This window comes from Bradyrhizobium sp. STM 3566, from assembly GCF_045571445.1.
GTDB lineage: Bacteria > Pseudomonadota > Alphaproteobacteria > Rhizobiales > Xanthobacteraceae > Bradyrhizobium > Bradyrhizobium vignae.
The window spans coordinates 5,497,522-5,519,993 of sequence record NZ_CP120692.1; the positions used below are offsets into that span (position 1 = coordinate 5,497,522).

Consider the following 22,472-nt stretch of genomic DNA (forward strand, 5'->3'; position numbering starts at 1 on the left):
TCGGCAACGCCCATGTCTCAGTTGGTCATCCACAGGGAGACAGCGCCAAGTCTTCTTGATAACTTGGCCGGGATGAGCATTTCCCTGCATTCGGACACGTCCCAAGGACGACCGCTGGCGGCGTCGTCTGCGGCGGATGCACCGGCCGTGCAGGCCGCCCCGGCGCCGAAGGTCCGGGCCCGTTTGTTTGCCAAATATGTCGCGCTGTTCGTGGCCGTGGTGAGCGTGGCGCTGCTTTCCAACGGGATTTTCGAGGTTTTCTTCTATTATCGCGAGCATAAGGCGTCCCTGATCCGGATTCAGCGCGAACAGGCCGAAGCCGCCGCCGCCAAGATCAGCCAGTTCATCAAAGAAATCGAGAGTCAGCTCGGCTGGACCACCCAATTGCCGTGGTCGGCCGGCTCGTTGCAGGACCGCCGTTTCGATGCGCTCCGGCTGCTGCGGCAGGTGCCGGCCATCACCGAGCTGTCCCAGATCGATTCGACCGGCAAGGAGCGGCTGCGGGTATCGCGGCTGGCTATGGACGTGGTCGATTCGGGTCTCGACCTTTCCAAGGACTCGAAATTCAGCGAGGCGGTCGCCAACAAGGTCTATTACGGTCCGGTCTATTTCCGCCGCGAGTCCGAGCCCTACATGACGCTGTCGCTAGCCGGGACCCGCAAGGACGCCGGCGTCAGCATCGCCGAGGTCAATCTGAAGCTGATCTGGGACGTGGTCTCGCAGATCAAGGTCGGCGAGCGTGGCCATGCCTATGTGGTCGGTTCGGGCGGCCGGCTGATCGCTCATCCCGACATCAGCCTCGTGCTGCGCAACACCGACATGTCCAAGCTAGTGCAGGTGCAGGCCGCGCGCGCCGGCAACGCCAACGACGCCAACGCGCTGCAAGGCTCTCTCAACATTCAGGGCCAGAAAGTGCTGACGGCTTCCGCACCGATCTCCCCGCTCGGCTGGACCATGTTCGTCGAACTGCCGGAAACGGAGGCTTATGCGTCGCTGTATCAGGCGTTGCAGCGCCTTTCGATCGTGCTGCTGGCGGCCTCGATCTTCGCCGTCCTCGCGGGAATCTTCCTCGCCCGGCGCATGGTCGGCCCGATCCGGGCGCTGAGCGCCGGCGCCGCGCGGCTCGGCGGCGGCGATTTCACCCAGCGCATCTCGATCAAGACGGGCGACGAGCTCGAAGGGCTTGCCAACCAGTTCAACGACATGGGTGCACGGCTGCAGGAGTCATATGCCGACCTCGAGAACAAGGTCGAGCAGCGTACAGCCGAACTGAGTGAATCGCTACAGCAGCAGACGGCGACCGCGGACGTACTCAAGGTGATCAGCCGCTCGACATTCGACTTGCAGACCGTGCTGGACACGCTCGTGGAGTCGGCGGGTCGTCTGTGCGAAGCGGACGAGGGGATCATTCTCCAGCCCAGGGATGGCGCCTATCGGCTGGCCGCCAGTTTCGGGCTCTCTCCCAAAAAACAGCAATTTCTCAGGGATTTTATCTTCAAGCCGGGAGGGACGACAGCGGTTGGACGCGCCTTGTCCGAAGGCAGGTCGATCATCCTCGTCGATGGTCAGTCGCCTCTGCCGGGAGATCCGAATCCGGCGCAGAGCAGGATCGCAATTCCCTTGTTGCGCGAGGGTGTGCCGATGGGCGTATTCGTGTTGACTCGCAGGGAAAGGCGAGCTTTTAGCGACAAGCAGATTGAGCTGGTCACCACCTTCGCCGACCAAGCAGTCATCGCCATCGAGAACCTCCGCCTCTTTGATGAAGTTCAGGCACGGACCAAGGAACTTGCGACTTCATTGGAAGAGCTGCGCACCGCACAGGATCGCCTAGTACAGACCGAAAAACTGGCCTCGCTCGGCCAGCTCACTGCCGGCATCGCCCACGAAATCAAGAACCCGCTCAACTTCGTCAACAATTTCTCGTCGTTGTCGGCCGAATTGATCGACGAACTCAACGACGTGCTGAGACCGGCGGCGCTGGACGCCAAGACCCGCGAAGAGATAGACGAGCTCACCCACATGCTGAAGGGCAACCTCGAAAAGGTCGTACAGCACGGCAAGCGGGCGGATTCGATCGTCAAGAACATGCTGCTGCATTCGCGCGAGGGCGCGGGCGAGCACCGGCCAGCCGACATCAACGCCATCGTCGAGGAAAGCCTCAACCTCGCCTATCACGGCGCGCGGGCTGAAAAGCCCGGCTTCAACATCACTCTGAAGCGCGACTTCGATCCGGCCGCGGGACAGGTCAGCTTGTATCCGCAAGAGATCACCCGCGTCTTCCTCAACCTGATCTCGAACGGGTTCTATGCCGCGGCCAAGCGCAAGGAGGCCGGCGACGAGGACTTTGAACCGATCCTGAGCGCGGCCACCAGGAGCCTGGGCAACAAGGTGGAAATCCGGATCCGCGATAACGGCACCGGGATTCCGCCCGAGGTGAAGGAGAAGATGTTCAATCCCTTCTTCACTACCAAGCCGGCGGGCGAAGGGACGGGTCTTGGATTGTCGATGAGCCACGACATCATCGTGAAGCAACACGCCGGTACGATTGACGTCGTGACCGAGCCCGGCGCTTTTACCGAATTCATCATTACGCTGCCCAGAACCGGGGCGGCACAGTCGATTACCGGAGGCAGGAATTGAGCGTTTACATACTCGTGGTGGATGACGAGCCCGATGTCGAAGCCTTGTTTCGTCAGCAGTTTCGCCGCGACCTGAAATCAGGCCGCTTCATGATGGAATTCGCCCCATCGGCGCCGGCGGCGCTTCAGCGTGCGGCGGATATCAAGGATCCTTCGCTGATCCTGATCCTCTCCGACATCAACATGCCAGGGATGACCGGGCTCGAAATGCTGCCGAAGGTGCGCGCCGAGCGCCCCGACGTTCCCGTGATCATGATTACGGCCTATGGCGATGCCGAAACGCGTCGTAAGGCGATCGAGAACGGGGCCGTCGGCCTTTTGACCAAACCGATCGATTTCGCGCTGCTACGTCTCGAGATCGATAACCGCCTCGGTCAGGCCGCATGACCGCGACCATCCTTGTCGTCGATGATGAGCCCGATCTCGAGGCGCTCGTGCTGCAGAAATTCCGGCGGAAAATCCGCGACGGCACGGTAGCGTTCGTATTCGCCCATGACGGTATCGAGGCGCTCGCTTCGATCGAGCAGCACCCCCATGTCGACATGGTCGTATCAGACATCAACATGCCCCGGATGGACGGGCTGTCGCTGCTCGCCAAGCTGCAGGAAGCCGAGGACAAGAAGTCGACCGTCATCGTCTCGGCCTATGGCGACATGAGCAACATCCGCACCGCCATGAACCGTGGCGCGTTCGATTTCCTGACCAAGCCGATCGATTTCGGCGATCTCGAAATGACGATCGACAAGACCATCCGCCACGTCGAGGCAATGCGGGAGGCCCGACGCCGCCAGCTTGAGGCCGAGCGCGCGCACGCCTCGCTGTCGCGGTATTTTTCGCCGCAGATTGCCAGCCGCCTCGCCGCGGTCGGCGACAGCGACGGCATGCAGGTACATTGGCGCGAGATCGCGACGATCTTCACCGACATCAGTAGCTTTACGTCCCTGGTGGAAACGGTAGCGCCCGATGTGCTCGGCGCACTGCTCAACGAATACGTGGGCGGCATGACCGACGTCGTATTTGCCCATGAGGGTACGGTCGCCAAGATCATCGGCGATGCGATTCAGGTGCTGTTCAACGCGCCTGGCGACCAGCCGGACTATGCCAGACGCGCCATTGCCTGCTCCCATAACCTCGACATCTGGGCCCAGGCGTTCCGCGACCGGTGGAAGGACAAAGGCGTCAGTTTCGGTGCGACGCGGATCGGCGTTCATGCCGGGCCGGCGCTGGTCGGCAATTTCGGCGGCAGCCGTTTCTTCGACTACACCGCATACGGCGACACCATCAACACGGCTGCGCGGCTCGAGGCCGCCAACAAGCATCTCGGCACCCGCATCTGCGTCAGCGCCGCGGCAGCCGACCGCGCCGGCAATTTTCAGGGGCGACCCGTCGGCGATATCCTGCTTCGCGGCCGCAGCGAACCGCTTCGCGCGTTCGAACCACTGCAAGACGTTCCGTTCAAGGCGACGGCCAACGCGCAATATGGGGAAGCGTTCGCCAAGCTCGAGGCTGGCGACGTCGGAGCAATGCCAGCTTTCGCGGCGCTGGTCGGCGCCCACGCCGACGACGCGCTGGCTGGATTTCACCTGAAGCGGTTGCTCAATGGTGCCAAAGGCGCCCGAATTCAATTAGACTAGGCCGCCGGCAGTCTAGCCACATGCCTGATTAGTTTTCATCCTCTGAAATCTCTTAGGAATGTTGGCCAAGTTGCCGGTTTGCGCCTCGGAGACTTTCTGGCCTTTTCGTAATCCAAATCCAGCGCCGGGAGACGCGTATTTTCCACAGAGACGGTCGTAGCACGCGATAGAAGGCACAGGCGTCAGTCTGCTTCCGCATCAAAGCTGCCATGCTCGCTATTCAAAACTTGATCACGCGCGCAAGAAACGCGGCTTGCACTTGCAAGCCCGCGCAGTTTTCATCGTCACATCGGCGGACTGAAGCGACTGAATTAATAAGGTCGTATGGCTACCGTTGAGAGCGTCCCCGATATCCGTTGCGGGTCAAAAACGTTCCTCGCGGCGCCGGCGCGCGACTTCCGGTCTGCCCCGAATATCGTTATCAACGAACCAGCCCGATTGGTCCGTTTAGGGCCAATGTCTGTGGTGAGCAGCTGCAACAAGCTGATAACTATTCGATCACCTCGTCCGCAAGCGCAAGCAAAGTTGGGGCTATGGCGAGCCCTAATGCTTTGGCGGCTTTAAGATTGACGATCAGATTGAATCGTGTCGGTTGCTCGACAGGAATTTCCGCTGGTTTCTCACCCTTCAAAATCTTGTCGGCAAGCTCCGCTGCGCGTCGATAAAGCTGTCGGGCATCGGGGCCGTACGAAAGAAAGCCGCCCATGTCGACAAAGTCGCGAACACTATAGATGGCTGGCATCCTAAGCGCAGCCGCAGCGTCAACGATCAGCTCACGTAAACCAATCAACACTGGAGTTTCCAGAACTACGAGGCCCCCGGCGCCCGCGTTGGCTGCTGCCGCGAGGCTGCTTTCAACGTCAGCTGCGCTTCTAATGTCACAAAGTGCAAGCTGCTGGCCTTTCGCCTTGGCAGCCTCCCGTAGCCGCGGCAGGGCGGCGATCGTGAATGGTGCAGCTGGCTCCTCAAGCACCGCTACGGTGCTGATGTTCGGAACGAACTGGCTCAGCAATTCTAATCTTTTGCCGCCGAGCTCGGCGGCTTGCCCTGCCAGTCCTGTAAGGTTAGCGCCAGGGCGGCTTAAACTTTGGACCACATTAGATCCAATTGGATCCCCGACATTGCTGAACACGACGGGAATAGTTGAAGTGGCAGCTTGGGCTGCTTTGGCAGTCGCCGTTCCAAAACCGGTAATTATCACATCCGGATCGGCCTTGATCAGCTCGGATGCCTGAGTGCCGAGCGTTTCGAGTATTCCGTTGGCGGAGCGAATGTCGAAAATGAGGTTTTTGCCTTCGGCGTATCCAAGTTGTTTAAGTCGTTCCTTTACGAAGATTGCATCGTCTGCACCCGCCAAAGCCAAGTAACCGACGCGGAACGTTCGCGACGCCTGCTGCGCCGTCGCTGCGAGCGGCCACGCCGCCGCAGCGCCCCCCAAAACACCTAGAAACTCGCGCCGCCGCATGTCCGACCCCAAGCTCAATGGGTGATATCTTAGCGAACCAATCAAGCATCCCGAAAGCGTCAATTTGGCTCGCGCTCGCGCGGGCGTCCATGTCCGAGTTGGGTCAACACCGGAAGTCTGGCAAACTATTCAATCACTTCGTCGGCTAGGGCGAGCATGGTCGGCGGAATCTGCAGGCCCATGCTGCCGGCTGTTTTAAGATTTAAAAAAAAGGGATACCGGGTAGGCTGCTCGAAGGGCAAATCGGCCGGCTTTGCACCTTCGAAGACTCGGGCAACCAGGGCAGCTGTACGTTCGAATGATTCTGTCAGATCTGGCCCGTATGACATCAGGCCGCCATCACGAACAATGAAGTCGTATTCATAAATAGCCGGCAATTTCATGGCGATCGCGAACTCAAAGACACGCTTGCGGTTCAGATTGGTCAACGCGTCGGCGACCATTAATATCGCATCCGGCATATCGCTGTTCATGAGCTCGAACGCATCCTTGAAATCATCCCGTTCGCGGACACCCACAGGCTGCACTGAAATTCCAAGCGACAGCGCAACTTTGGCAGAGGCCCCGTAGCGCAGCGTCATGCCAAGATCGTCCTTGTTCCAGAGCATCGCTACTTTTCGGAGATTTGGCGACAGTTCCTTTAACAAGGATAGGCGCTTGGTCGTGAGTGCCGAGGCCACGTCGGAGATACCGGTAATATTGCCGCCAGGATGAGCCAGACTATCGATCAATCTCGTTTCGACCGGATCACCGAGACCCAGCGCGCCGATTATCGGGACGCCTAACGACTTCGCAGCCAGTGCCGAGGGGAAACCAACAACAACGATTGCATCGACGCCACTGGCTTTCAATTCTCGTAGTAATTCGGGAATTCTAGTGTTGTCGCCCATCGAACTACGCGCGAGGTAGGTCAGGTTTTGTCCTACGACATAACCGCGTTGGGCCAGTCCTCTCAGCAGGATCTTTCCAAGACCACTGGTATCGGTCATCGGCGCTACTGGATGAAGTGTAGCGAAACAGTAATTCCTACCAGACGTCTGCGCGCGAGCGGATCGCGAATATATCAGTGCTGCGGAGCCGAGCGTTGCCAAAAACTTGCGACGTTCCATGTAAGAACACTTCGAGTCATCTTAGCTGGCGCAAGATGGCGCGCGTTGCTTTGGAGCGGCAGGGTATCCCATGTATGTTATAGAGCAAAATCCGGTTGTCGACTGCGCCCGCGCCGCCATCGGCCGCGCTGCCGTGCCACCAAGAGCTCCCAGAACGTCGCGCAGCCGCAAACCGCCCCAAGCTCTTTGCGGGGACAGCTACCGAATTACCGACGACTTGATCCGCTCTAGAGCCCACATCCGTTGTGGGTCATCGGCAGCCCTAGCGGCCCGGAAATGCGACTTCCAGTCTTCCTCGAACAACGGACATAGTCAGACTGAGCTGGCATATTCAGACTGGCAGTAGCGAAAATCCCCCGACGTCATTCGATCGTCTCGTCCGCCGTCGCCGCGATCGACGGCGGCACCTCGATCCCAAGCTGCCCGGCGGTCTTTAGGTTGATAACGAGTTCGTAGCGGTCTGGCCCCTCGATCGGTATATCACCTGGTCTGGTACCCTTGAGGATTGTATCGGCCATTGTCATGGCGCGAGGGAAATAGGGCCCTAGCACGGGGCCGTAGGTGAGAAGGCCACCTGCTTTTGCGTTAGGCTTCCAGATTGAGATGCTGGGCAATCTGAATTCAAGAGCGGCAGCGGCAAAAAGGCCGGGGTTTGCCGTCAACGTCGGAGAAATCAAAAGCAATACGCCGCTCGTGCTTTCCAGCTTTGCGAAGGCGTCGCGAAATTCCTCCGGCTTGCTCAACGTCAGCGTCTGGGTCTCGAGGCCGGCAGCACCGGCCGCGATTCTGGCTGCTTCCAATTGGTCCGGCCGTGTGCTCGGATCCCAAACAATGGCAAGCTTCCTCAAGCCGGGCACCACTTCCCCCATCAGGGTGACTAACTTGCCCGTCAAGCTGGTCTGATCGAGGAACAGTCCGGTCAAATTGCGCCCGGGCTTTGCCCAACTGTCGATGAAGCCTGCCTTGATCGGATCCGTCTCAAGATCAATTGCCACGACCGGTAAGTCGGGAGCCGCGGAGAGTGCGGCTGTTGTTGCCGGCAGACCGACCACGATGAGCACCCCGACGCCAAGATCAACGAGTTCTCGAGCGAGGTCCGGCAGCCGTGAAAGGTCCCCTTGCGCAGATCGTAACAGGATCGTCTCACCCTCTATATAGCCTAGCTCACGGCCGCGCTTCAGCAACCCCGTCAAAATCACAAGACGCGGGTCGATCGTAAAGGGATGCAGGTAACCGATCTTTCGCGGTTGGCCCGTGGCTTGAGATCTGGCTAATCGTGCTGCCCAAGCAGCAACCGAGATGCCTGCCAAGCCAATGAATTTGCGCCGTCTCATACTCTGACGCCCCTGCCCAGATGAAAACATATTATCCGGTTGAATCGGTAAAGCGGAAGCTATCTGGCAGACTTTCCCGTAGTCCGCTGTGGGTCAAAGGCTGCCCTCGGTAGCCAGCATGCCCTTGGTCGGGTCATCTGTTGTCAGCCACGGGCCTTGGCTGTGTGAACCCGCCACACCAATGTGGTAGCTCTGCGCAAGAGCTAAGCCTTATGCATACATGAGTGGGACGATTTCGCCTGCGAAATCGTCCGGTGTCTTAGCGTTTCAAGCTCTTCACCACTTGAGCGAGAACGCTTCTGCCTCACCATTCGTGCAGTCGCGCGATGACAGCTCGCTTCGAAGAAACGGGTGCTACTCTAGCTGACCCCGCTGCCGCGCCGGGATGCCTTGGACAATCGATGCGGGCTCTTGGAGGCGCGATCGGGGCAATGTTGTGCAAATCCACAAGCGCTATGAGGCTAATCGTCGCCGTTCGGCTATGTTCGTGCCGGTTCACTGTCGATTTCAGGAACGGGCGATGCCAAAAAAGCCGGAGACTCCCTCCTCCCGTTTGGCCCATTGGAAAAAAGTCAGCCAAACACCATTTCCTTTTCGACGCGATTACAGCAATCAGGCCGACTGGTTGGCTGCAGCGCAGGATGCACTTGATTTAGAGTCTCCCTTCATCAGCAGCTGGGATAGATCGCCGCGAGGCGCGTTCAAAGCTTTCAATCTGGATCCTCGCGACCCCTTCAGTTGGCGAATATTGCTTGGCTATTACACACAATCTCATATCGGTCGTGGTCGACCAGCAAAGTGGGATGGCGAGAGCCTTTGCAACCTACTGCGCCATATCAGTAAAGCTCGCCAGAATAAGCCATCTGCAAAGCAAAGTGAAATCTACCAATCTCTTATCAAGCGAAAAGCCCCGTACCATGGAAAGACTGAGAGCTATCTAAAGCACGGTCACCGCTTAGCTCTCGATTTGGACCGAAATGACATTCTGCGCGCGCGTCGAGACCTCGTAGCACAGGGGTATCTGGAAGCTGTGCGTGTGGGTTACGTAGAAAGAGGATCGGAGCTAACCGCCTCTGACGAGCGGCGGATCAAGAATTCAACTTTGGTATTGGATGAGGCCCTGGAATTGATAGGGGCGCCTAACAGCCGTTGGGCAAAAAAGAACAGGTAATTACGGCCGAATAGTTTAATCGCCGCCTTTTTTCGCCGAGGGTGGTCGCTAGGTTGGTCGTCATGAACCTGCATGGACGCAGGTGCGGTCGCTGGGACCGTCCCGGCTGTGATGGCGAGACAACAATGCAGACCCCATTGGTCCTAAAAATAAGTGAGGCGTGCGCCGCTTCGCGTATCGGAAGAACCAAACTTTACGATGCGATCAAACGCGGCGAACTGCGCGCTCGCAAGAACGGCAAGTCCACCTTAATTCTGCAGGCCGACTTGGTTGAATGGCTCAATGGGCTGCCGCCCGCTTTACCGAAATCAACACAAGCGAAATGAAAGCGCCTCGGCAGCAGTCTTGACCACCGCGCCGAGGCATTTGTTCACCCACATTTCCATGAAGTTGAACAAGATGAAATTACACCATCCGAAACCACGATACCAGCATCCTGATCTATTCGATTGGGCATCCGACCAAGAACGTCGCGGTGCCGATCCTCGCGTTCGTTGGATTGCGCGTCGCTGCCGTGTGTCACTCGCCACAGCCGCAACTCTGCTGGTTAATGCAGGGTTCTCGCGCAGGGAGGACCGCTAGTGAGCGAAGTCCTTTCGATTAAAGCAGTCATCAATGGCGTGGATATCGTGACGATTCGCGGTCGGGCTGCATGGGCACTCTTGAAGCTGATTGAAAGCGGCGAAGGCGGCTGCTCCTACGTTGACTGTCCCGCCCCGCATTGGGGTGGATACATCCACAAACTGCGCAAGCTTGGCATCCGAATCGACACCACCCGGGAGGCTCACGGACGCCCCTTTGCGGGTCGTCACGCTCGATATTTTCTGCGGGGCAGGATTTTGCTCGTCGATATGATCGGCACCAACGGCGAACCGGTAGACGCCCCTTACGCATCCCGCGCCAGCGTACCTCAGTTTTGATGCGCCCGGTCGTTGGTGCCGATGGAGCGCCGGTATCAGCCAAACCGGGAGGCTTTCATGCAGCCAAAGAGCAGTGGCTAATGATCCTTGCCTCCTATCCCATCCTTTCGGCCGCTGATTACGCCGTGGCAATTGTTAAATGCAGTCGCGGCATAGAACATGGAAGCCGTTCATGTCGCCGGAAGCGCGGCACTCTACAGCGCCTGCGAGAGCGCAGGCCTCCGCCGCGTGATCCTGTTCTCGGCCATCGGCAGCAATGTCGATGCCCCTAGCGATTTTTCGCGTACCAAGCGGGAGGGCGAAGCCGCCTTGATGGCGCGCGACCTCGATTGGGTCATCCTGCGACCCTCCGTCGTGATCGGCCGCGCCGCCTATGGCGGCAGCGCGCTGCTGCGAGGGCTGGCGGCCCTGCCGGTTCTGCCGGTCATGCCCGACACGGCGGCTATTCAACCGGTGCATCTCGACGACGTCGTTGAGACCGTGCTGTTCTTCCTGCAGCCGGGCGCGCCTTCCCGCATCGCCATCGATCTGGCCGGCCCACGGCAAATCGCGTTCAGCGACGCGGTCGCGCTGTTTCGGGGCTGGCTGCGCTGGAGGCCGGCCTACCGCCTGCAGCTGCCATCCTGGGTGGCTTCGGTTGCTTACCGCGCGGGAGACGTCGCGCAGATGCTGGGATGGCGGACGCCCATCAACACGACGGCACAGGCGGAAATGCGCCGCGGAGCGACCGGCGATCCCGAGCCCTGGCGCCAGTTGACCGGCACTGCACCGCGCGATCTCGAAGCCGCACTCGCCGGCGAGCCTGCCTCGGTGCAGGAACGCTGGTTTGCACGGCTGTATGCGCTCAAGCCGCTGATCTTCGACGTCTTCGGCCTGTTCTGGATCGCCACAGGCATCATCTCGCTGAGTGCGGGCTGGAACATCGGGATGTCGTTGCTGCTTGAAGGCGGGTTGCAAGGGAACGTCGCGGCGCTCGTCGTCACCGCCGGCGCGCTCGCCGACATCGTCATTGGCCTTGCCATTCTCTGGCGGCCGTTGTGCCGCTACGGACTCTGGGCAGCACTGATCATCTCGCTCACCTATGCCGTGATCGGCACCGTCCTGGTGCCGCGACTGTGGGCCGACCCGCTCGGACCAATGCTGAAGATATGGCCGGTGATCATGCTCAACCTGGTCGCGATGGCGATCCGGGAGGATCGCTGATGCTCTACTTCCTCGTGAAGATGGCGCACATCATTGGCGCTGCGGTGCTGCTCGGCACCGGGGCCGGCATCGCCTTCTTCATGCTGGTGGCACATCTGCGCGGCGACCCGCGCGAAATCGCCGGCGTTGCGCGGACGGTCGTGCTGGCCGACTTCCTGTTCACGGCGAGTGCCGTGATCCTACAGCCGATCACCGGCACATGGCTCGCCTGGTCGAGCGGGTATTCCCTCGGCGACGGCTGGGTGGCGGCGTCCATCGCACTCTACGTGGTGACAGGCGCCTTCTGGCTCCCGGTGGTGTGGATGCAAATGCGAATGCGCAACCTTGCCGTTCGCGCCATCGAGACCGACTCCAAGCTGCCTGCCGAGTATTACCGTCTCTTCTGGTGGTGGTTCACCTTCGGATTTCCGGCGTTCGCAGCCGTGCTGGCTATCTTCTGGCTGATGATCGCCCGCCCGGCTATCCCGTACTGGGACTAACATGAAGTCGTTTGGCGGATCGTCCCGGCTCTAAGAGACGCCGCCCTGCCCTGACGCCCACTTCGCGTCGCAAGGACCACTGCGTCTACGGGTTCCCGCCTGTGTCTTTGTCAATAGGAACTCAGAAATTGACAGCACGTTTCAAACAGAGGACATCTGAGATGACCAACTATTTGAAGCTGCCTACCTGGGCCGACAAAGAGAATATTTTGACAGTGGTTGAAACTCCTCGCGGGAGTTGCTGCAAATTGGAATTCGATCGCGAGCTGCGGGTGTTTACGCTTTCGAAGGCGTTGATGGCTGGCCTAACTTATCCTTACGATTGGGGATTTATCCCGTCGACTCTGGCAGATGATGGTGATCCCTTGGACGTGTTGGTGATGCACGATGGCGCCACGTACCGAGGTACCGTCCTTCGGTGCAGGCCCATTGGCGTTCTCAAGGTCCTTCAGGTGACCGAACGCAAAAGAAAAAGAAACGACCGAGTTGTTGCGGTGCCTCAGCACTCCTTCTTTGCTGCTGATTTGCCTGACGTTCGTAACCTACCGGCGACAGCGACCGAAGCAATTGGAAAAGTTCTTCGATGCTACGAACGCTCTCAAAAGCAAAAAGCTCGAATTTCTTGGCTGGTGCGGCCCGGGCCGAGCCATCAAGCTCATAAATCGGTGTCGCCTATAGCGCAGGGTTTCTCTTAGGACCTCAATTTCTCACTTGCCGACGTCACCAGATCAAGCAGCAGTGGTGGGGTTGGGCCAATGCTGACTTTGGCCCACATCGACAGCCGAGAGCCTTACCGCGGAGGCTCCGCCGGTGATGGTCGGCGCATTTGCAGAGAATAGTGTTCAGAAACTACTCAATTTGATACTTACGGCGTACTCCCTGGGAGAAGGCTGATCTCTGCCTGAGACTGGATGGCGCCTAGAGGAGCCGATCAAGGGTTCGGAGTTCCGAAGTTATCAGCGGGCATGAATGCGATGATCACGCCTTCGTTGCCCCGGAGCAGGATGGACGCATCCGGCACCGGCTCGGCCGGCCGATCCAAATGCGTCGACATCAACAGGCTGCCGCGTCCTTGCCAGTGGAATTTCCGCGGGTCAGCCGCGATGTTGAGCGCGACCAGAATCTCGTGATGGCCAGCCTTCCGCTTGTAGGCCAGAACGTCGTTCTGCGACCGCAGCGGTTCGTATTCGCCGCGTTGCAGGCCGGCATGCTCGCGCCGCAGTGTCATCAGCGCACGAAACAGCGCCAGGATCGAACGCTCGTCGCGCTGCTGCCCGGCGACGTTGGCCGCTCCATCGGGCGGCTCCAGCGGCAGCCATGGACGGCCCGTGGTGAAGCCGCCGTCGGGACTGTCGTCCCAGCGCATCGGTGCGCGTTCGGGATCGCGGCACAAACCGTACCCGGACACGAGCTTCTCGAAGGGATCGTGAACGCAGTCGGGCGGGATCGGCACGCGCTTGCGGCCGATCTCGTCGCCCATGAAGAAGAACGGCGTTCCCCGCAGCGTCATCAGCAGCATCGCGAGCACGCGCATCTGCGCCTCGCCGATCTTGCTCGCGATCCGCTGCTTGTCATGGCCGCCGATGACCCACACCGGCCACCCATCGTCGGGGATGGCATTGAAATAGGCGTCGATCGTGGCCTGCAGCGAGAGGGCGTCCCATTTGGAATCGAGCAGGGCGAAGTTGAGCGGCAGATGCAGACGCGGCCGGTCATTGCCGTAGAAATGGCCGATGCGATCGGTCTTGCCCTGGACCTCGCCGCACAGCATCCGCCCGGGATAAGTATCGATCACCTCCCGGATGAACTCGATGCAATCCATGGTCTCGGGCCGGTCGTCGGTAAACACAGTCGTGTGCCGCTGCGGCGGCGGCTTGCCCTCGGCGTTGGGATTCGGCGGGTTGTCGCGCAACAGCTGGTCCTTGATCAGGACCGCGCTGGCGTCGACGCGAAAGCCGTCGACGCCGCGGTCGAGCCAGAACCGCATGGAATCGGCGATCGCGGCGCGCACTTGCGGGTTGCGCCAGTTCAGGTCGGGCTGCTCCACCAGGAAGGAGTGATAGTAATATTGCCGCCGCGCCTCGCACCATTCCCAGCCGCTGCCGCCGAACCGGCTCAGCCAGTTGTTGGGCGGCCCGCCGTTCTCGGCCGCGTCGGCCCAGATGTACCAGTCGGCCTTGGCGCTGTTGCGCGAACTCGCGCTCTCGACGAACCAAGCATGATCGTTCGCGGTGTGATTGGGGACGAGGTCGAGAATGAGGCGGATGTCCGCGGCGTGCAGTGCCTCGAGCAGGCGATCGAACTCCTCGAGGCTGCCGAAGGCGGGATCGATCGAGCAATAGTCGGAGATGTCATAGCCGAGGTCGCGGAAGGGGCTCTTGTAGATCGGCGTCAGCCACACTGCGTCGACGCCGAGCCACTTCAGATAATCAATGCGCGACATCAAACCGGCAAGGTCGCCCTTGCCGTCGCCGTTCGAGTCCTGAAAGGAGATCAGCGCGATCTCGTAGATGACGGCGGATTTCCACCATGAATGTTCGCGATAGCGGTCGACCGTCATTGCCTCTGTTGACCTCTACTCTAAAGTTTTCGTCGGCCGTCTGAGCCGTTCCAAAGGATTTCTCGGTTTCAAAGCGTATGAAGCGATTGCTAATGCTGCCGTAGCTCTTCGTCTGTTATCGGTAGGGGTTCTCCATCCGAAAGGATATGGAGGCAGGTACCCGTTCGAGACAACTGCCGAAATTGGACGGGGTGCTGAAAGTCATCTCCGTGCAGTGGGATGGACAATGCAGCGGGTGAGATCTGCTGCTGAGGCGGGGCGGAGATGACGAGATCTCGATCGGCGCAAGGTAAACGGGCGATCTCACCGCTGCCGTGCTGCTATGCGGCCTGCCGCTGATGCGCCAGAAACTCCATCGTCACCTTTTCGACGTTTGAGTCGATCCAAGCAGCCATACGCTGCTCTTCCTTCAAAGATGCCTCCAGTTCCGCCTTGGCCTCGGTGACTCCGGCGGCGCCGCACAGCGCAATGAGCGACTTGTAAGCCGCGATCTCGAAGTTCTCGAATGCATTGTTGGCGAAGGTGTTCTTGAGGATCTCGTCATTGGCGGCCGAGTGCGCCATCGCTTGCATGTTGGCCATGACGGACTGCGCGGTGTCCTTGAGGCTGGAGGTGCTCTCGCCACAGGATTGGAGGCACCGCTCGAGCCGTTTCAGCTGCTCGTTGGTCTCCTGAAGGTGAGCTGCAACCTTCGCCTTGACCTCCGGATACTCGTCCAGCCGCTCCGACTGCCGTTCCATCAGCTCCCTCGCCTGCACCTCCATCGCATGTGCATTGCGTAGTCCAACCACGAATGTGTCGCGTGCGGCGTTCGCCATGGGCAATCCTCCTTTTGACTGGCTTCCTTGCCGCAACCGCGGCCCGCAGCGATCGTTCCAAAGCCGCATTCGCTCCCTGATCTGCCCGTTAGCCTCCGCGTTCTGAAGCAGGACCCGGCGGTTAACCTGCGATAGCCGAACATCAAACACATTGGCGGATGCAGGAACCCCCCTGCGGAACGCCTGTTTTCCGCAGCGTGACTTGCGTTTGGCGCCGACTGCCTGCCGAGGGCCCAATGAGTGACACTCCTCCGCAGACCGATATTCGCCACGATCTGAGGCGACCTGGCGACGGGTCGCCAGCGAACGCGTCCGATCCGTACTTCATGCAAATTCGTGACGATCTCGCCGACAAGGGTTTTTTCACGGCCACAGCAGAGGAACTGATTACTTGGGCCCGCACGGGTTCGCTGATGTGGATGACGTTCGGACTCGCCTGCTGCGCCGTTGAGATGATGCAGATGTCGATGCCGCGATATGACGCGGAACGATTTGGCTTCGCGCCACGCGCCTCGCCGCGACAATCGGACGTGATCATCGTCGCCGGCACATTGACCAACAAGATGGCCCCGGCGTTCCGCAAGATCTATGACCAGATGCCGGAGCCTCGCTACGTGATCTCGATGGGGTCCTGCGCCAATGGCGGCGGCTACTACCATTACTCCTATTCCGTCGTACGCGGCTGTGACCGCGTCGTTCCCGTCGACATCTACGTCCCCGGCTGCCCGCCGACGGCCGAAGCACTGCTCTATGGCGTCCTGCTGCTTCAGAAGAAAATCCGGCGGATGGGTACCATCGAGCGATAAAACGATCCACAGCAGGTTGGCAAGAAATGACGCAAATTCCCTTACCGTCCGAGGCAAGCGCCGAGCACCCAAAATTCGATCTGGACCGCGACGACAATACGCGTCAGATCGTCGCCGACATCGCCTACAAACAGCTTGCCATCGTCAATGTGATTTTCGTCGGCTGTGAAAATGCCGGGGACGGCAAATGGGTGCTGGTGGATGCGGGTATCCGGGGCTCGGCCCAGGCGATCCGCTCCGCGGCAAGCGCACGTTTTGGTGGCAGCGGCAGGCCCGCCTGCATCGTCATGACGCATGGTCACTTCGACCACGTCGGCGCGCTCGAGACGCTTGCGAGCGAATGGGACGTGCCGGTCTACGCGCATGGAGCCGAACATCCCTATCTCGATGGCAGTCGCTCGCATCCGCGGGCAAATCCGGGTGTCGGTGGCGGGTTGCTCGCGCTGATCTCGCCGCTGTTTCCGACCAGGCCAGTCAACGTCGCATCGCACCTGTATGATCTTCCCGGCGATCAAAGCGTGCCATTCATGCAAGGCTGGCGATGGATCCACACGCCCGGCCATACGCCGGGACACGTCTCGCTCTGGCGAGATCGCGATCGTGTGCTAATCGCGGGCGACGCGTTCATCACCACGCGCCAGGAGTCCGTTTACTCGGCGGTGACGCAAGCGCCGGAGATGCACGGGCCTCCTATGTATTTCACGCCGGATTGGACCAGCGCGAAGGCCTCGGTGTGTAAACTGGCCGCGCTCGCGCCGGACATCGTCATCACGGGACATGGCGCTGCGATGCAGGGGCCTGAGATGCGGGGCGCGCTGGAGACGCTTGCCGCGCGTTTTGACGATGTCGCCGTTCCCCACAACATTGCCGCTGATGATGCAACCGCGAGGAAGGGTGAAGGCCACAGGTAATTGGTCCGAGCCGAACCTCGGGAGAGCGACATGCGTAAGACAAGTCTGGTAGTCCTCATGGCGAAAACGGCCCCACCATAGAATGGCAACCTCCCGCGGCACTAAAGACGTCAACGCGCGCCTCGGGCCGTTTCCTTCCAGACGTGCGCGCGAGCGGCCCCGGCGAGACCCTCCCTTGCGCCGGGGCCGCATTCGTTTCTGCAAAATGCTTCTCCGCAAATTAGAATGCATCTACGCCAGCGACAATCTTGTGGTCGACATGTACGGCAACGTCGCACTCGAATCCACCGGACGCACGGTATCCGTACGTCTCTACAACTCGACGAGAGACCGGGCATGCAGGACATGCTCAGCTACCTTATCGCACGCGACACCATGGCATCAGCAGCAATGGCTCGCCGTGATTGAGGAGCTGCGAGCCGAGGCGTCGCTGCCGATCCCGAACAGCTTCGATCGCAGCAAGGAAGCGACCGAGTTCAGCTAACATTGTTTATGGCGGCCTCTCGCTGCAGACGGGTCGCTACTGCGAAGGACCTTCCCTCGACGGCAAGGGGACGTTCACGCTCCGCGGCGGGTTCGAGCCGCTGGGCCAGGAGCCGGTGCTTGGACCCGCACGGCCAGACAGCGGCGCTCAGGTGGAGCAGATGAACGAGCCGCCCGTGACGAATGCGCTGAGCTGAAGTCCAATAGCGGGCCGCTGATCTGCTTCAACTTAAACACTAGCAAAAGGCCTCCGGGCTCGGACCGGAGGCCTTCTGGCTCACTGGCGTACATCCGCCCGAGTGAACTTCAGTGCGGCTGCCGGAGCTGCCGCTCTATGTCCAAAGCCTGCTCTGCGTTGCGGACCTTCTTGAGAAGTTCGTTCTTCTCAGCGCCGATCGGCTTGTCGTCGGCTCGCTTCCTCATGTGCTCCGCGAATTGAGCCAAGCGATCTTCCAGAGAGGTTGTGTGCTTGATCCGCCTGCGCTTCAATCCCATCGCGTTTTCCTTTTCTTGATCAGATGAAAATATGCAATTGGGCAGGAGGCGCCCACAACAAAGGTTAATCTCGCACGATTGATGAATCGGCAGACGACTCGCGAGGACTGTCGGTCATCTTGGGCGTGTTCAGTTGCTTACTCAGCCTGCTCCGACGAGCTGGCCCCGTCTTTGGAGTCCTTGAGCGTACCTCGGCTTTGCCCGAACATCCGCTTCATAACAAAAGTTAACGTCGTGACAGAGCAATAGACTTGAGCAGAGCAACCATTCTGCCCAATTGCTGTTTTATCAAGCACAGACACACGAATAGAAGCAGCCGAAGCAATTGCACGAGCCCCGCTCCAGAATTGATCCGTACGATCCCGTTGCCTGCAGCCGCTGGGCACTTCGATTAGGGACAAACGTCAAAGAGCTCAAGGCGGCGATTCATCAATTCGGCAGCGCGGCGGATGCCGTGGCGTACGGCCTGCAGCAGTGGCGGCGCAGCGCCTCGCGCGGGCAGTGGCAAGGCCGCAGCGGCGCACCGCAGGTAGGCATTCTCTCCGATTCCATGGTCGCGCGCGGCGAGCAGCTCGCCTCGGTCTCGATGGTCTGCGTCAACGCGATCGGCCTCGTCGCCGGCGCCGTGCCGCGCATCCTGCCCGCAGCGCCCGAGGCTGATATCGATGCCTACCTGGACGGGCTCGACGGCCTCTTTGTCGGCGGCGGACAGACCAACGTCCATCCGTCCCGCTATGGACAAACGGTCGACGAGAAGCGCGATGGCCCGTTCGATGAATTCCGCGACGAGGTCGCGCTGCGCCTGATCCCGCCGGCGCTGGCGCGCGGCATCCCCGCTCTTTTCGTCTGCCGCGGCTTCCAGGAGCTGAACGTCGCTTTCGGTGGCACGCTGGCGAAGGAGCCGGATGATTTGCCGGAGGACCGGCGCCATGGCACGCCCAAGGCAGACAACGAGGACGCCCGCTACCGTCTGCGGCAGAAGGTGACCTTGCGCAAGGGCGGCGTGCTGCAACAGATCTGCGGCGCGGACTCCATCACCGTGAATTCGCTGCACAGCTTCCTGATCGCCGATCTCGCGCCGGGGCTGATCGCCGAAGCCGTGGCCGAGGACGGCTCGATCGAGGCCGCCAGCGTCGAGGGCGCGAGCGCGTTTGCGCTCGGCACGCTTTTTCATCCGGACTATTGGGCAAGCTCCGACCACGCATCGGCGCGGATTTTGTCGGCCTTTGGCGACGCGGTTCGCCACCACGCCAAGGCGCAACGGGCGGCATAGGCATGCATCGCTACCGCTTCGGGATCGAAGAAGAATATTTTCTGGTCAACCGCCAGTCCGCGGCGCCGCGATCCGAGCTGCCCAAGCCCTACATGGCGGCGGCGCAGAAGCGGCTCGGCGAACGCCTGACCACCGAGATCCTGCAATCGCAGATCGAGGTGGCAACCCCGCCGCTGACGTCTTCAGCCGATGCGCTGGCCGAGCTCGCGCGCTACCGTTCGGTTCTCACCGAGGTCGGCAGGGACCACGGCGTCGGCATCATCGCGGCCGGCACACACCCGCTGGCGCAGCCGCAGCAGCAGCGCATGACGCGCAAGCGCCGCTACAGCAAGGTCATCAGCGACCTCGGCATGGTCGGCCTCGGCAATCCGATCAGCGGACTGCACGTCCATGTCGAGGTGCCCGAGCCCGATTTGCGCGTCGAGATCATGCACCGCCTGGTGCCGTTCCTGCCGCTGCTGCTGGCGCTCTCGACCTCGTCGCCGTTCTGGTGCGGCTACCCGACGGGATTGCTCGGCTACCGCAATGCCGCCAACGACGCCCTGCCCCGAACGGGCTTTCCCGAAATGTTTCGGAACCTTTCCGAATACGAGACCTATGTGAAGACGTTGGTCGATGCCGGAATTGTCCCCAACGCCACCTATGTCTGGTGGGCGCTGCGGCCCTCGCTACAGCATCCGACGCTCGAGCTGCGCATCACCGATTGCTGCACGGCGATTGCGGATTCGGTGGCGATCGCGGCGCTGTTCCGCGCGCTGGTCCGCCACGCCATCCACCATCCTGAGCTGAACGCCACCTATTCGGCCGTGCACCGCGCCCTGGTCGAGGAGAACCGCTGGCGCGCCCAGCGCTACGGAACCGACGGCACCTATATCGATCTGGTGTCGTTCGAGCCGGTCTCATTCAGAAGCTGGCTCGATTCGGTGATCGCCATGGTGGCACCCCACGTCGATCATCTCGGCATCGAGGACGACATCCAGCATCTGATGTCGATCCCCAAGCGCGGCACGTCGGCACACCTTCAGCTCGAATATTTCCGCGGCTTGCGCAAGTTCGGCCGCTCGCCGCGGGAAGCGATCGGCGACGTGACGAAATGGCTAAGGACTTCGACAGAGACCGGCGACTTCACTGCTCGGAACAACGAGCCGAAGAAGGTTCGGGAGCCTTTCGCAACACGAGAATCCTTTGGATCGGAATTGGCTCAAAGTGATGTCGTATCCAAGTGAAGGCCAAAGCGATATCTATTCGACAAGGCACTGGCTCAAGACGTTCGTTCTAATGCAACACGATCTCTTAACGATCTACCTCGCCAACACGATGTCCAAGGAGCCCAGAATGGCCGAGACGTCCGCCAGCAAATGTCCTTTGCAGAGGAAATCCATCGCTTGCAGATGGGCGAAACCGGGCGACCTGATCTTGCACTTGTAGGCCGTGTTGGTCCCATCTGCGACGAGAAACACGCCGAATTCACCCTTCGGCGCCTCGACCGCGACGTAGATCTCGCCGGCAGGAACATGGAAGCCCTCGGTGTAGAGCTTGAAGTGATGGATCAGCGCTTCCATCGAGCGCTTCATCTCACCACGCCGAGGCGGCGCGACCTTGTTGTCCTGTACGAGCACCGGGCCTCCGCCGTCAGGCGCCTTCAGCTTGTCGATGCACTGCCTCATGATCCGGACGGACTGTCTCATCTCTTCCATGCGAATGAGATAACGGTCGTAGCAGTCGCCGTTCTTGCCGATGGGAATGTCGAAGTCCATTTCCGCATAGCAATCATAGCGCTGCGCCTTGCGCAAATCCCAGGCGGCCCCCGAGCCGCGCACCATCACGCCCGAAAATCCCCAGGCCCAGGCCTGCTCGAGCGTCACCCTGCCGATGTCCACGTTACGCGCCTTGAAGATCCGGTTGAGAGAGAGCAAACGGTCGAGATCGTCAACGACTTTCAGAAACGGTTCGCACCAGGCTTCGATGTCATCGATCAGCTTGGGTGGCAGATCCTGGTGCACGCCGCCGGGCCGGAAGTAATTGGCATGCATCCGGCTGCCCGAGGCACGCTCATAGAACACCATGAGCTTCTCGCGCTCTTCGAAGCCCCACAGGGGCGGGGTCAAGGCGCCGACATCCATGGCCTGAGTGGTGACGTTTAGAAGGTGCGAGAGGATGCGGCTGATCTCGTGATAGAGCACCCTGATGAGTTGGCCGCGCCGTGGCACCTCGATTCCCATGAGACGTTCGATGGCGAGGCAGAAGGCATGTTCCTGCGTCAGCGGGGCGACGTAGTCGAGCCGGTCAAAATAGGGAATGGCCTGGAGATAGGTCTTGGCCTCGATCAGCTTCTCGGTGCCGCGGTGCAGAAGGCCGATATGCGGATCGACGCGCTCGACGACCTCGCCGTCCAGCTCAAGCACCAGCCGCAGCACGCCGTGCGCGGCGGGATGTTGAGGACCGAAATTGATGGTGAAGTTTCTGAGGCTCGGAATTGTTCTGGCATCCTGCTTCCGATCGAAGATGGCGCAGCCCTCAGCTTAGCCGCGATGCGCGGCAGCCGGCTTCACACAGGTTAACGGCTCGCCGCAAAGGCGAAAATGCGTGCCGCCTCAGCCCTTGGAACACCCGCATTGAGAGCCGATTTCAATGTCGAAATTGGAGATTTAAGAGGAGATATCGATTGCTCACAGCTACCGCCGCTCTCGTGGTCAATCTCCGCTGCCGCTATGCACACCAACACAGGGATTACCGGTGCACCCGGACCTCCAGACTGGCAACCGGCGCCCATCTTGGCTGACCGTGCAGTTGGACCGGGCGGCACGAGCGCAGCCGACCGCCCTCTCACCGCTATCGCGTTCTCCGGCGGTGTTGGCCTCGGCCTATCATGGCGGTGTTCGAAGCACTCACCTCTCTTCTGCTGCCGATCGACTGGGTGACCGGTTCGTCGAGGAGCCATCACCGCCGCGCTGATCGCGGGGGAGCCCGCGTGACGATCGTGTGGAATCTGCGCAGCTATTGGCATGCGCCAAGCAATCCCGCCGACGTGCCGCACGCGGGCGGCCATGCGTTCGCCTTTCGACGTGCAATATGCCGCAAGCCTCACACCAGACCCGAACGACATCTACAGCGTGGCGATTAGAATGAGTCGTCATCGCGCTTTAGGTATTGTTTCAGCATGATCTTTTCG

Annotated in this window: 20 protein-coding genes and 1 pseudogene; 14 read left to right on the plus strand and 7 right to left on the minus strand. The window is 60.3% G+C overall.

All coding sequences use genetic code 11. The features are described from left to right. Positions 1-72: 72 nt before the first annotated feature. From P6U27_RS26550 to P6U27_RS26560, 3 genes are read left to right on the plus strand one after another with little or no spacing between them, the layout of a single operon-like run. Entirely contained in the window at positions 73-2,640 is a 2,568-nt protein-coding gene (locus P6U27_RS26550) for an ATP-binding protein (protein ID WP_122404624.1), read from the plus strand. Continuing rightward, positions 2,637-3,026, plus strand: coding sequence for a response regulator (locus P6U27_RS26555; protein WP_122404625.1), 390 nt, complete (start codon positions 2,637-2,639; stop codon positions 3,024-3,026). Before P6U27_RS26550 ends, P6U27_RS26555 begins: the two co-directional genes overlap by 4 nt. Beyond that, a complete protein-coding gene (locus P6U27_RS26560; protein WP_209296316.1) occupies positions 3,023-4,273 on the plus strand; it encodes an adenylate/guanylate cyclase domain-containing protein in 1,251 nt (416 codons plus the stop codon). Before P6U27_RS26555 ends, P6U27_RS26560 begins: the two co-directional genes overlap by 4 nt. 490 nt (positions 4,274-4,763) lie before the next feature. Here the strand turns inward: P6U27_RS26560 and P6U27_RS26565 are convergent, their stop codons facing one another. The 3 genes from P6U27_RS26565 to P6U27_RS26575 all read right to left on the minus strand — a co-directional run bounded on the left by P6U27_RS26565 (position 4,764) and on the right by P6U27_RS26575 (position 8,181). Beyond that, positions 4,764-5,738, minus strand: a complete 975-nt coding sequence (locus P6U27_RS26565; RefSeq protein WP_129144365.1) for an ABC transporter substrate-binding protein — start codon at positions 5,736-5,738, stop codon at positions 4,764-4,766. 125 nt (positions 5,739-5,863) lie between these two features. Beyond that, positions 5,864-6,727: an ABC transporter substrate-binding protein gene (locus P6U27_RS26570; protein WP_160118864.1), complete on the minus strand. Its 864-nt coding sequence runs from the start codon at positions 6,725-6,727 to the stop codon at positions 5,864-5,866. A 482-nt stretch (positions 6,728-7,209) separates the two neighbouring features. Then, positions 7,210-8,181 carry an ABC transporter substrate-binding protein gene (locus tag P6U27_RS26575; protein WP_160118865.1) on the minus strand — a complete coding sequence of 324 codons (972 nt, stop codon included), beginning with the start codon at positions 8,179-8,181 and terminating at the stop codon, positions 7,210-7,212. Between the two features lie 520 nt (positions 8,182-8,701). On the opposite strand from P6U27_RS26575, the gene P6U27_RS26580 reads away from it, so the two are divergent. From P6U27_RS26580 to P6U27_RS26605, 6 genes are all read left to right on the plus strand, one after another. Continuing rightward, the gene (locus P6U27_RS26580; protein WP_145987037.1) at positions 8,702-9,352 is read left to right on the plus strand and encodes a hypothetical protein; all 651 of its coding nucleotides are present in this window, start codon (positions 8,702-8,704) and stop codon (positions 9,350-9,352) included. Positions 9,353-9,477: 125 nt separating this feature from the next. Beyond that, positions 9,478-9,678 carry a helix-turn-helix domain-containing protein gene (locus P6U27_RS26585; RefSeq protein ID WP_122404630.1) on the plus strand — a complete coding sequence of 67 codons (201 nt, stop codon included), beginning with the start codon at positions 9,478-9,480 and terminating at the stop codon, positions 9,676-9,678. 255 nt (positions 9,679-9,933) lie between these two features. Further along, entirely contained in the window at positions 9,934-10,272 is a 339-nt protein-coding gene (locus P6U27_RS26590) for a hypothetical protein (RefSeq protein ID WP_181956125.1), read from the plus strand. A gap of 159 nt (positions 10,273-10,431) precedes the next feature. Beyond that, positions 10,432-11,475 carry an SDR family oxidoreductase gene (locus P6U27_RS26595; RefSeq protein WP_122404631.1) on the plus strand — a complete coding sequence of 348 codons (1,044 nt, stop codon included), beginning with the start codon at positions 10,432-10,434 and terminating at the stop codon, positions 11,473-11,475. Continuing rightward, positions 11,475-11,954, plus strand: coding sequence for a DUF2269 domain-containing protein (locus tag P6U27_RS26600; protein WP_122404632.1), 480 nt, complete (start codon positions 11,475-11,477; stop codon positions 11,952-11,954). The genes P6U27_RS26595 and P6U27_RS26600 overlap by 1 nt, the downstream gene beginning before the upstream one ends. Before the next feature lie 161 nt (positions 11,955-12,115). Continuing rightward, on the plus strand, positions 12,116-12,649 hold the full coding sequence (locus P6U27_RS26605; protein ID WP_244607726.1) for an inorganic diphosphatase: 534 nt from the start codon (positions 12,116-12,118) through the stop codon (positions 12,647-12,649). A gap of 236 nt (positions 12,650-12,885) precedes the next feature. On the opposite strand, the gene P6U27_RS26610 is transcribed toward P6U27_RS26605, so the two are convergent. Both P6U27_RS26610 and P6U27_RS26615 read right to left on the minus strand, forming a co-directional pair. Next, positions 12,886-14,514 (minus strand): alpha-amylase family glycosyl hydrolase, encoded by a 1,629-nt coding sequence (locus P6U27_RS26610; protein ID WP_122404633.1) that lies wholly within the window; start codon positions 14,512-14,514, stop codon positions 12,886-12,888. 320 nt (positions 14,515-14,834) lie between these two features. Continuing rightward, on the minus strand, positions 14,835-15,332 hold the full coding sequence (locus P6U27_RS26615; protein WP_122404634.1) for a ferritin-like domain-containing protein: 498 nt from the start codon (positions 15,330-15,332) through the stop codon (positions 14,835-14,837). Between the two features lie 236 nt (positions 15,333-15,568). Here P6U27_RS26615 and P6U27_RS26620 point away from each other — a divergent pair, with 236 nt between their 5' ends. From P6U27_RS26620 to P6U27_RS26630, 3 genes are all read left to right on the plus strand, one after another. Next, on the plus strand, positions 15,569-16,138 hold the full coding sequence (locus P6U27_RS26620; RefSeq protein ID WP_283809900.1) for an NADH-quinone oxidoreductase subunit B family protein: 570 nt from the start codon (positions 15,569-15,571) through the stop codon (positions 16,136-16,138). A gap of 26 nt (positions 16,139-16,164) precedes the next feature. After that, positions 16,165-17,049, plus strand: a complete 885-nt coding sequence (locus tag P6U27_RS26625; RefSeq protein ID WP_209296314.1) for an MBL fold metallo-hydrolase — start codon at positions 16,165-16,167, stop codon at positions 17,047-17,049. A 175-nt stretch (positions 17,050-17,224) separates the two neighbouring features. Then, positions 17,225-17,533, plus strand: coding sequence for a manganese catalase family protein (locus P6U27_RS26630; protein ID WP_407192816.1), 309 nt, complete (start codon positions 17,225-17,227; stop codon positions 17,531-17,533). A gap of 305 nt (positions 17,534-17,838) precedes the next feature. Here the strand turns inward: P6U27_RS26630 and P6U27_RS26635 are convergent, their stop codons facing one another. Beyond that, positions 17,839-18,027: a hypothetical protein gene (locus tag P6U27_RS26635; protein ID WP_122404637.1), complete on the minus strand. Its 189-nt coding sequence runs from the start codon at positions 18,025-18,027 to the stop codon at positions 17,839-17,841. Between the two features lie 454 nt (positions 18,028-18,481). Between P6U27_RS26635 and P6U27_RS26640 the strand changes: the two genes are divergently transcribed. Next, positions 18,482-19,300 (plus strand): gamma-glutamyl-gamma-aminobutyrate hydrolase family protein, encoded by an 819-nt coding sequence (locus P6U27_RS26640; RefSeq protein ID WP_244607727.1) that lies wholly within the window; start codon positions 18,482-18,484, stop codon positions 19,298-19,300. A gap of 2 nt (positions 19,301-19,302) precedes the next feature. Next, positions 19,303-20,526: a carboxylate-amine ligase gene (locus P6U27_RS26645; RefSeq protein WP_407192817.1), complete on the plus strand. Its 1,224-nt coding sequence runs from the start codon at positions 19,303-19,305 to the stop codon at positions 20,524-20,526. 67 nt (positions 20,527-20,593) lie between these two features. Here the strand turns inward: P6U27_RS26645 and P6U27_RS26650 are convergent. Further along, a pseudogene (locus tag P6U27_RS26650) lies at positions 20,594-21,777 on the minus strand (NADH-quinone oxidoreductase subunit D). Positions 21,778-22,472 lie beyond the last annotated feature (695 nt).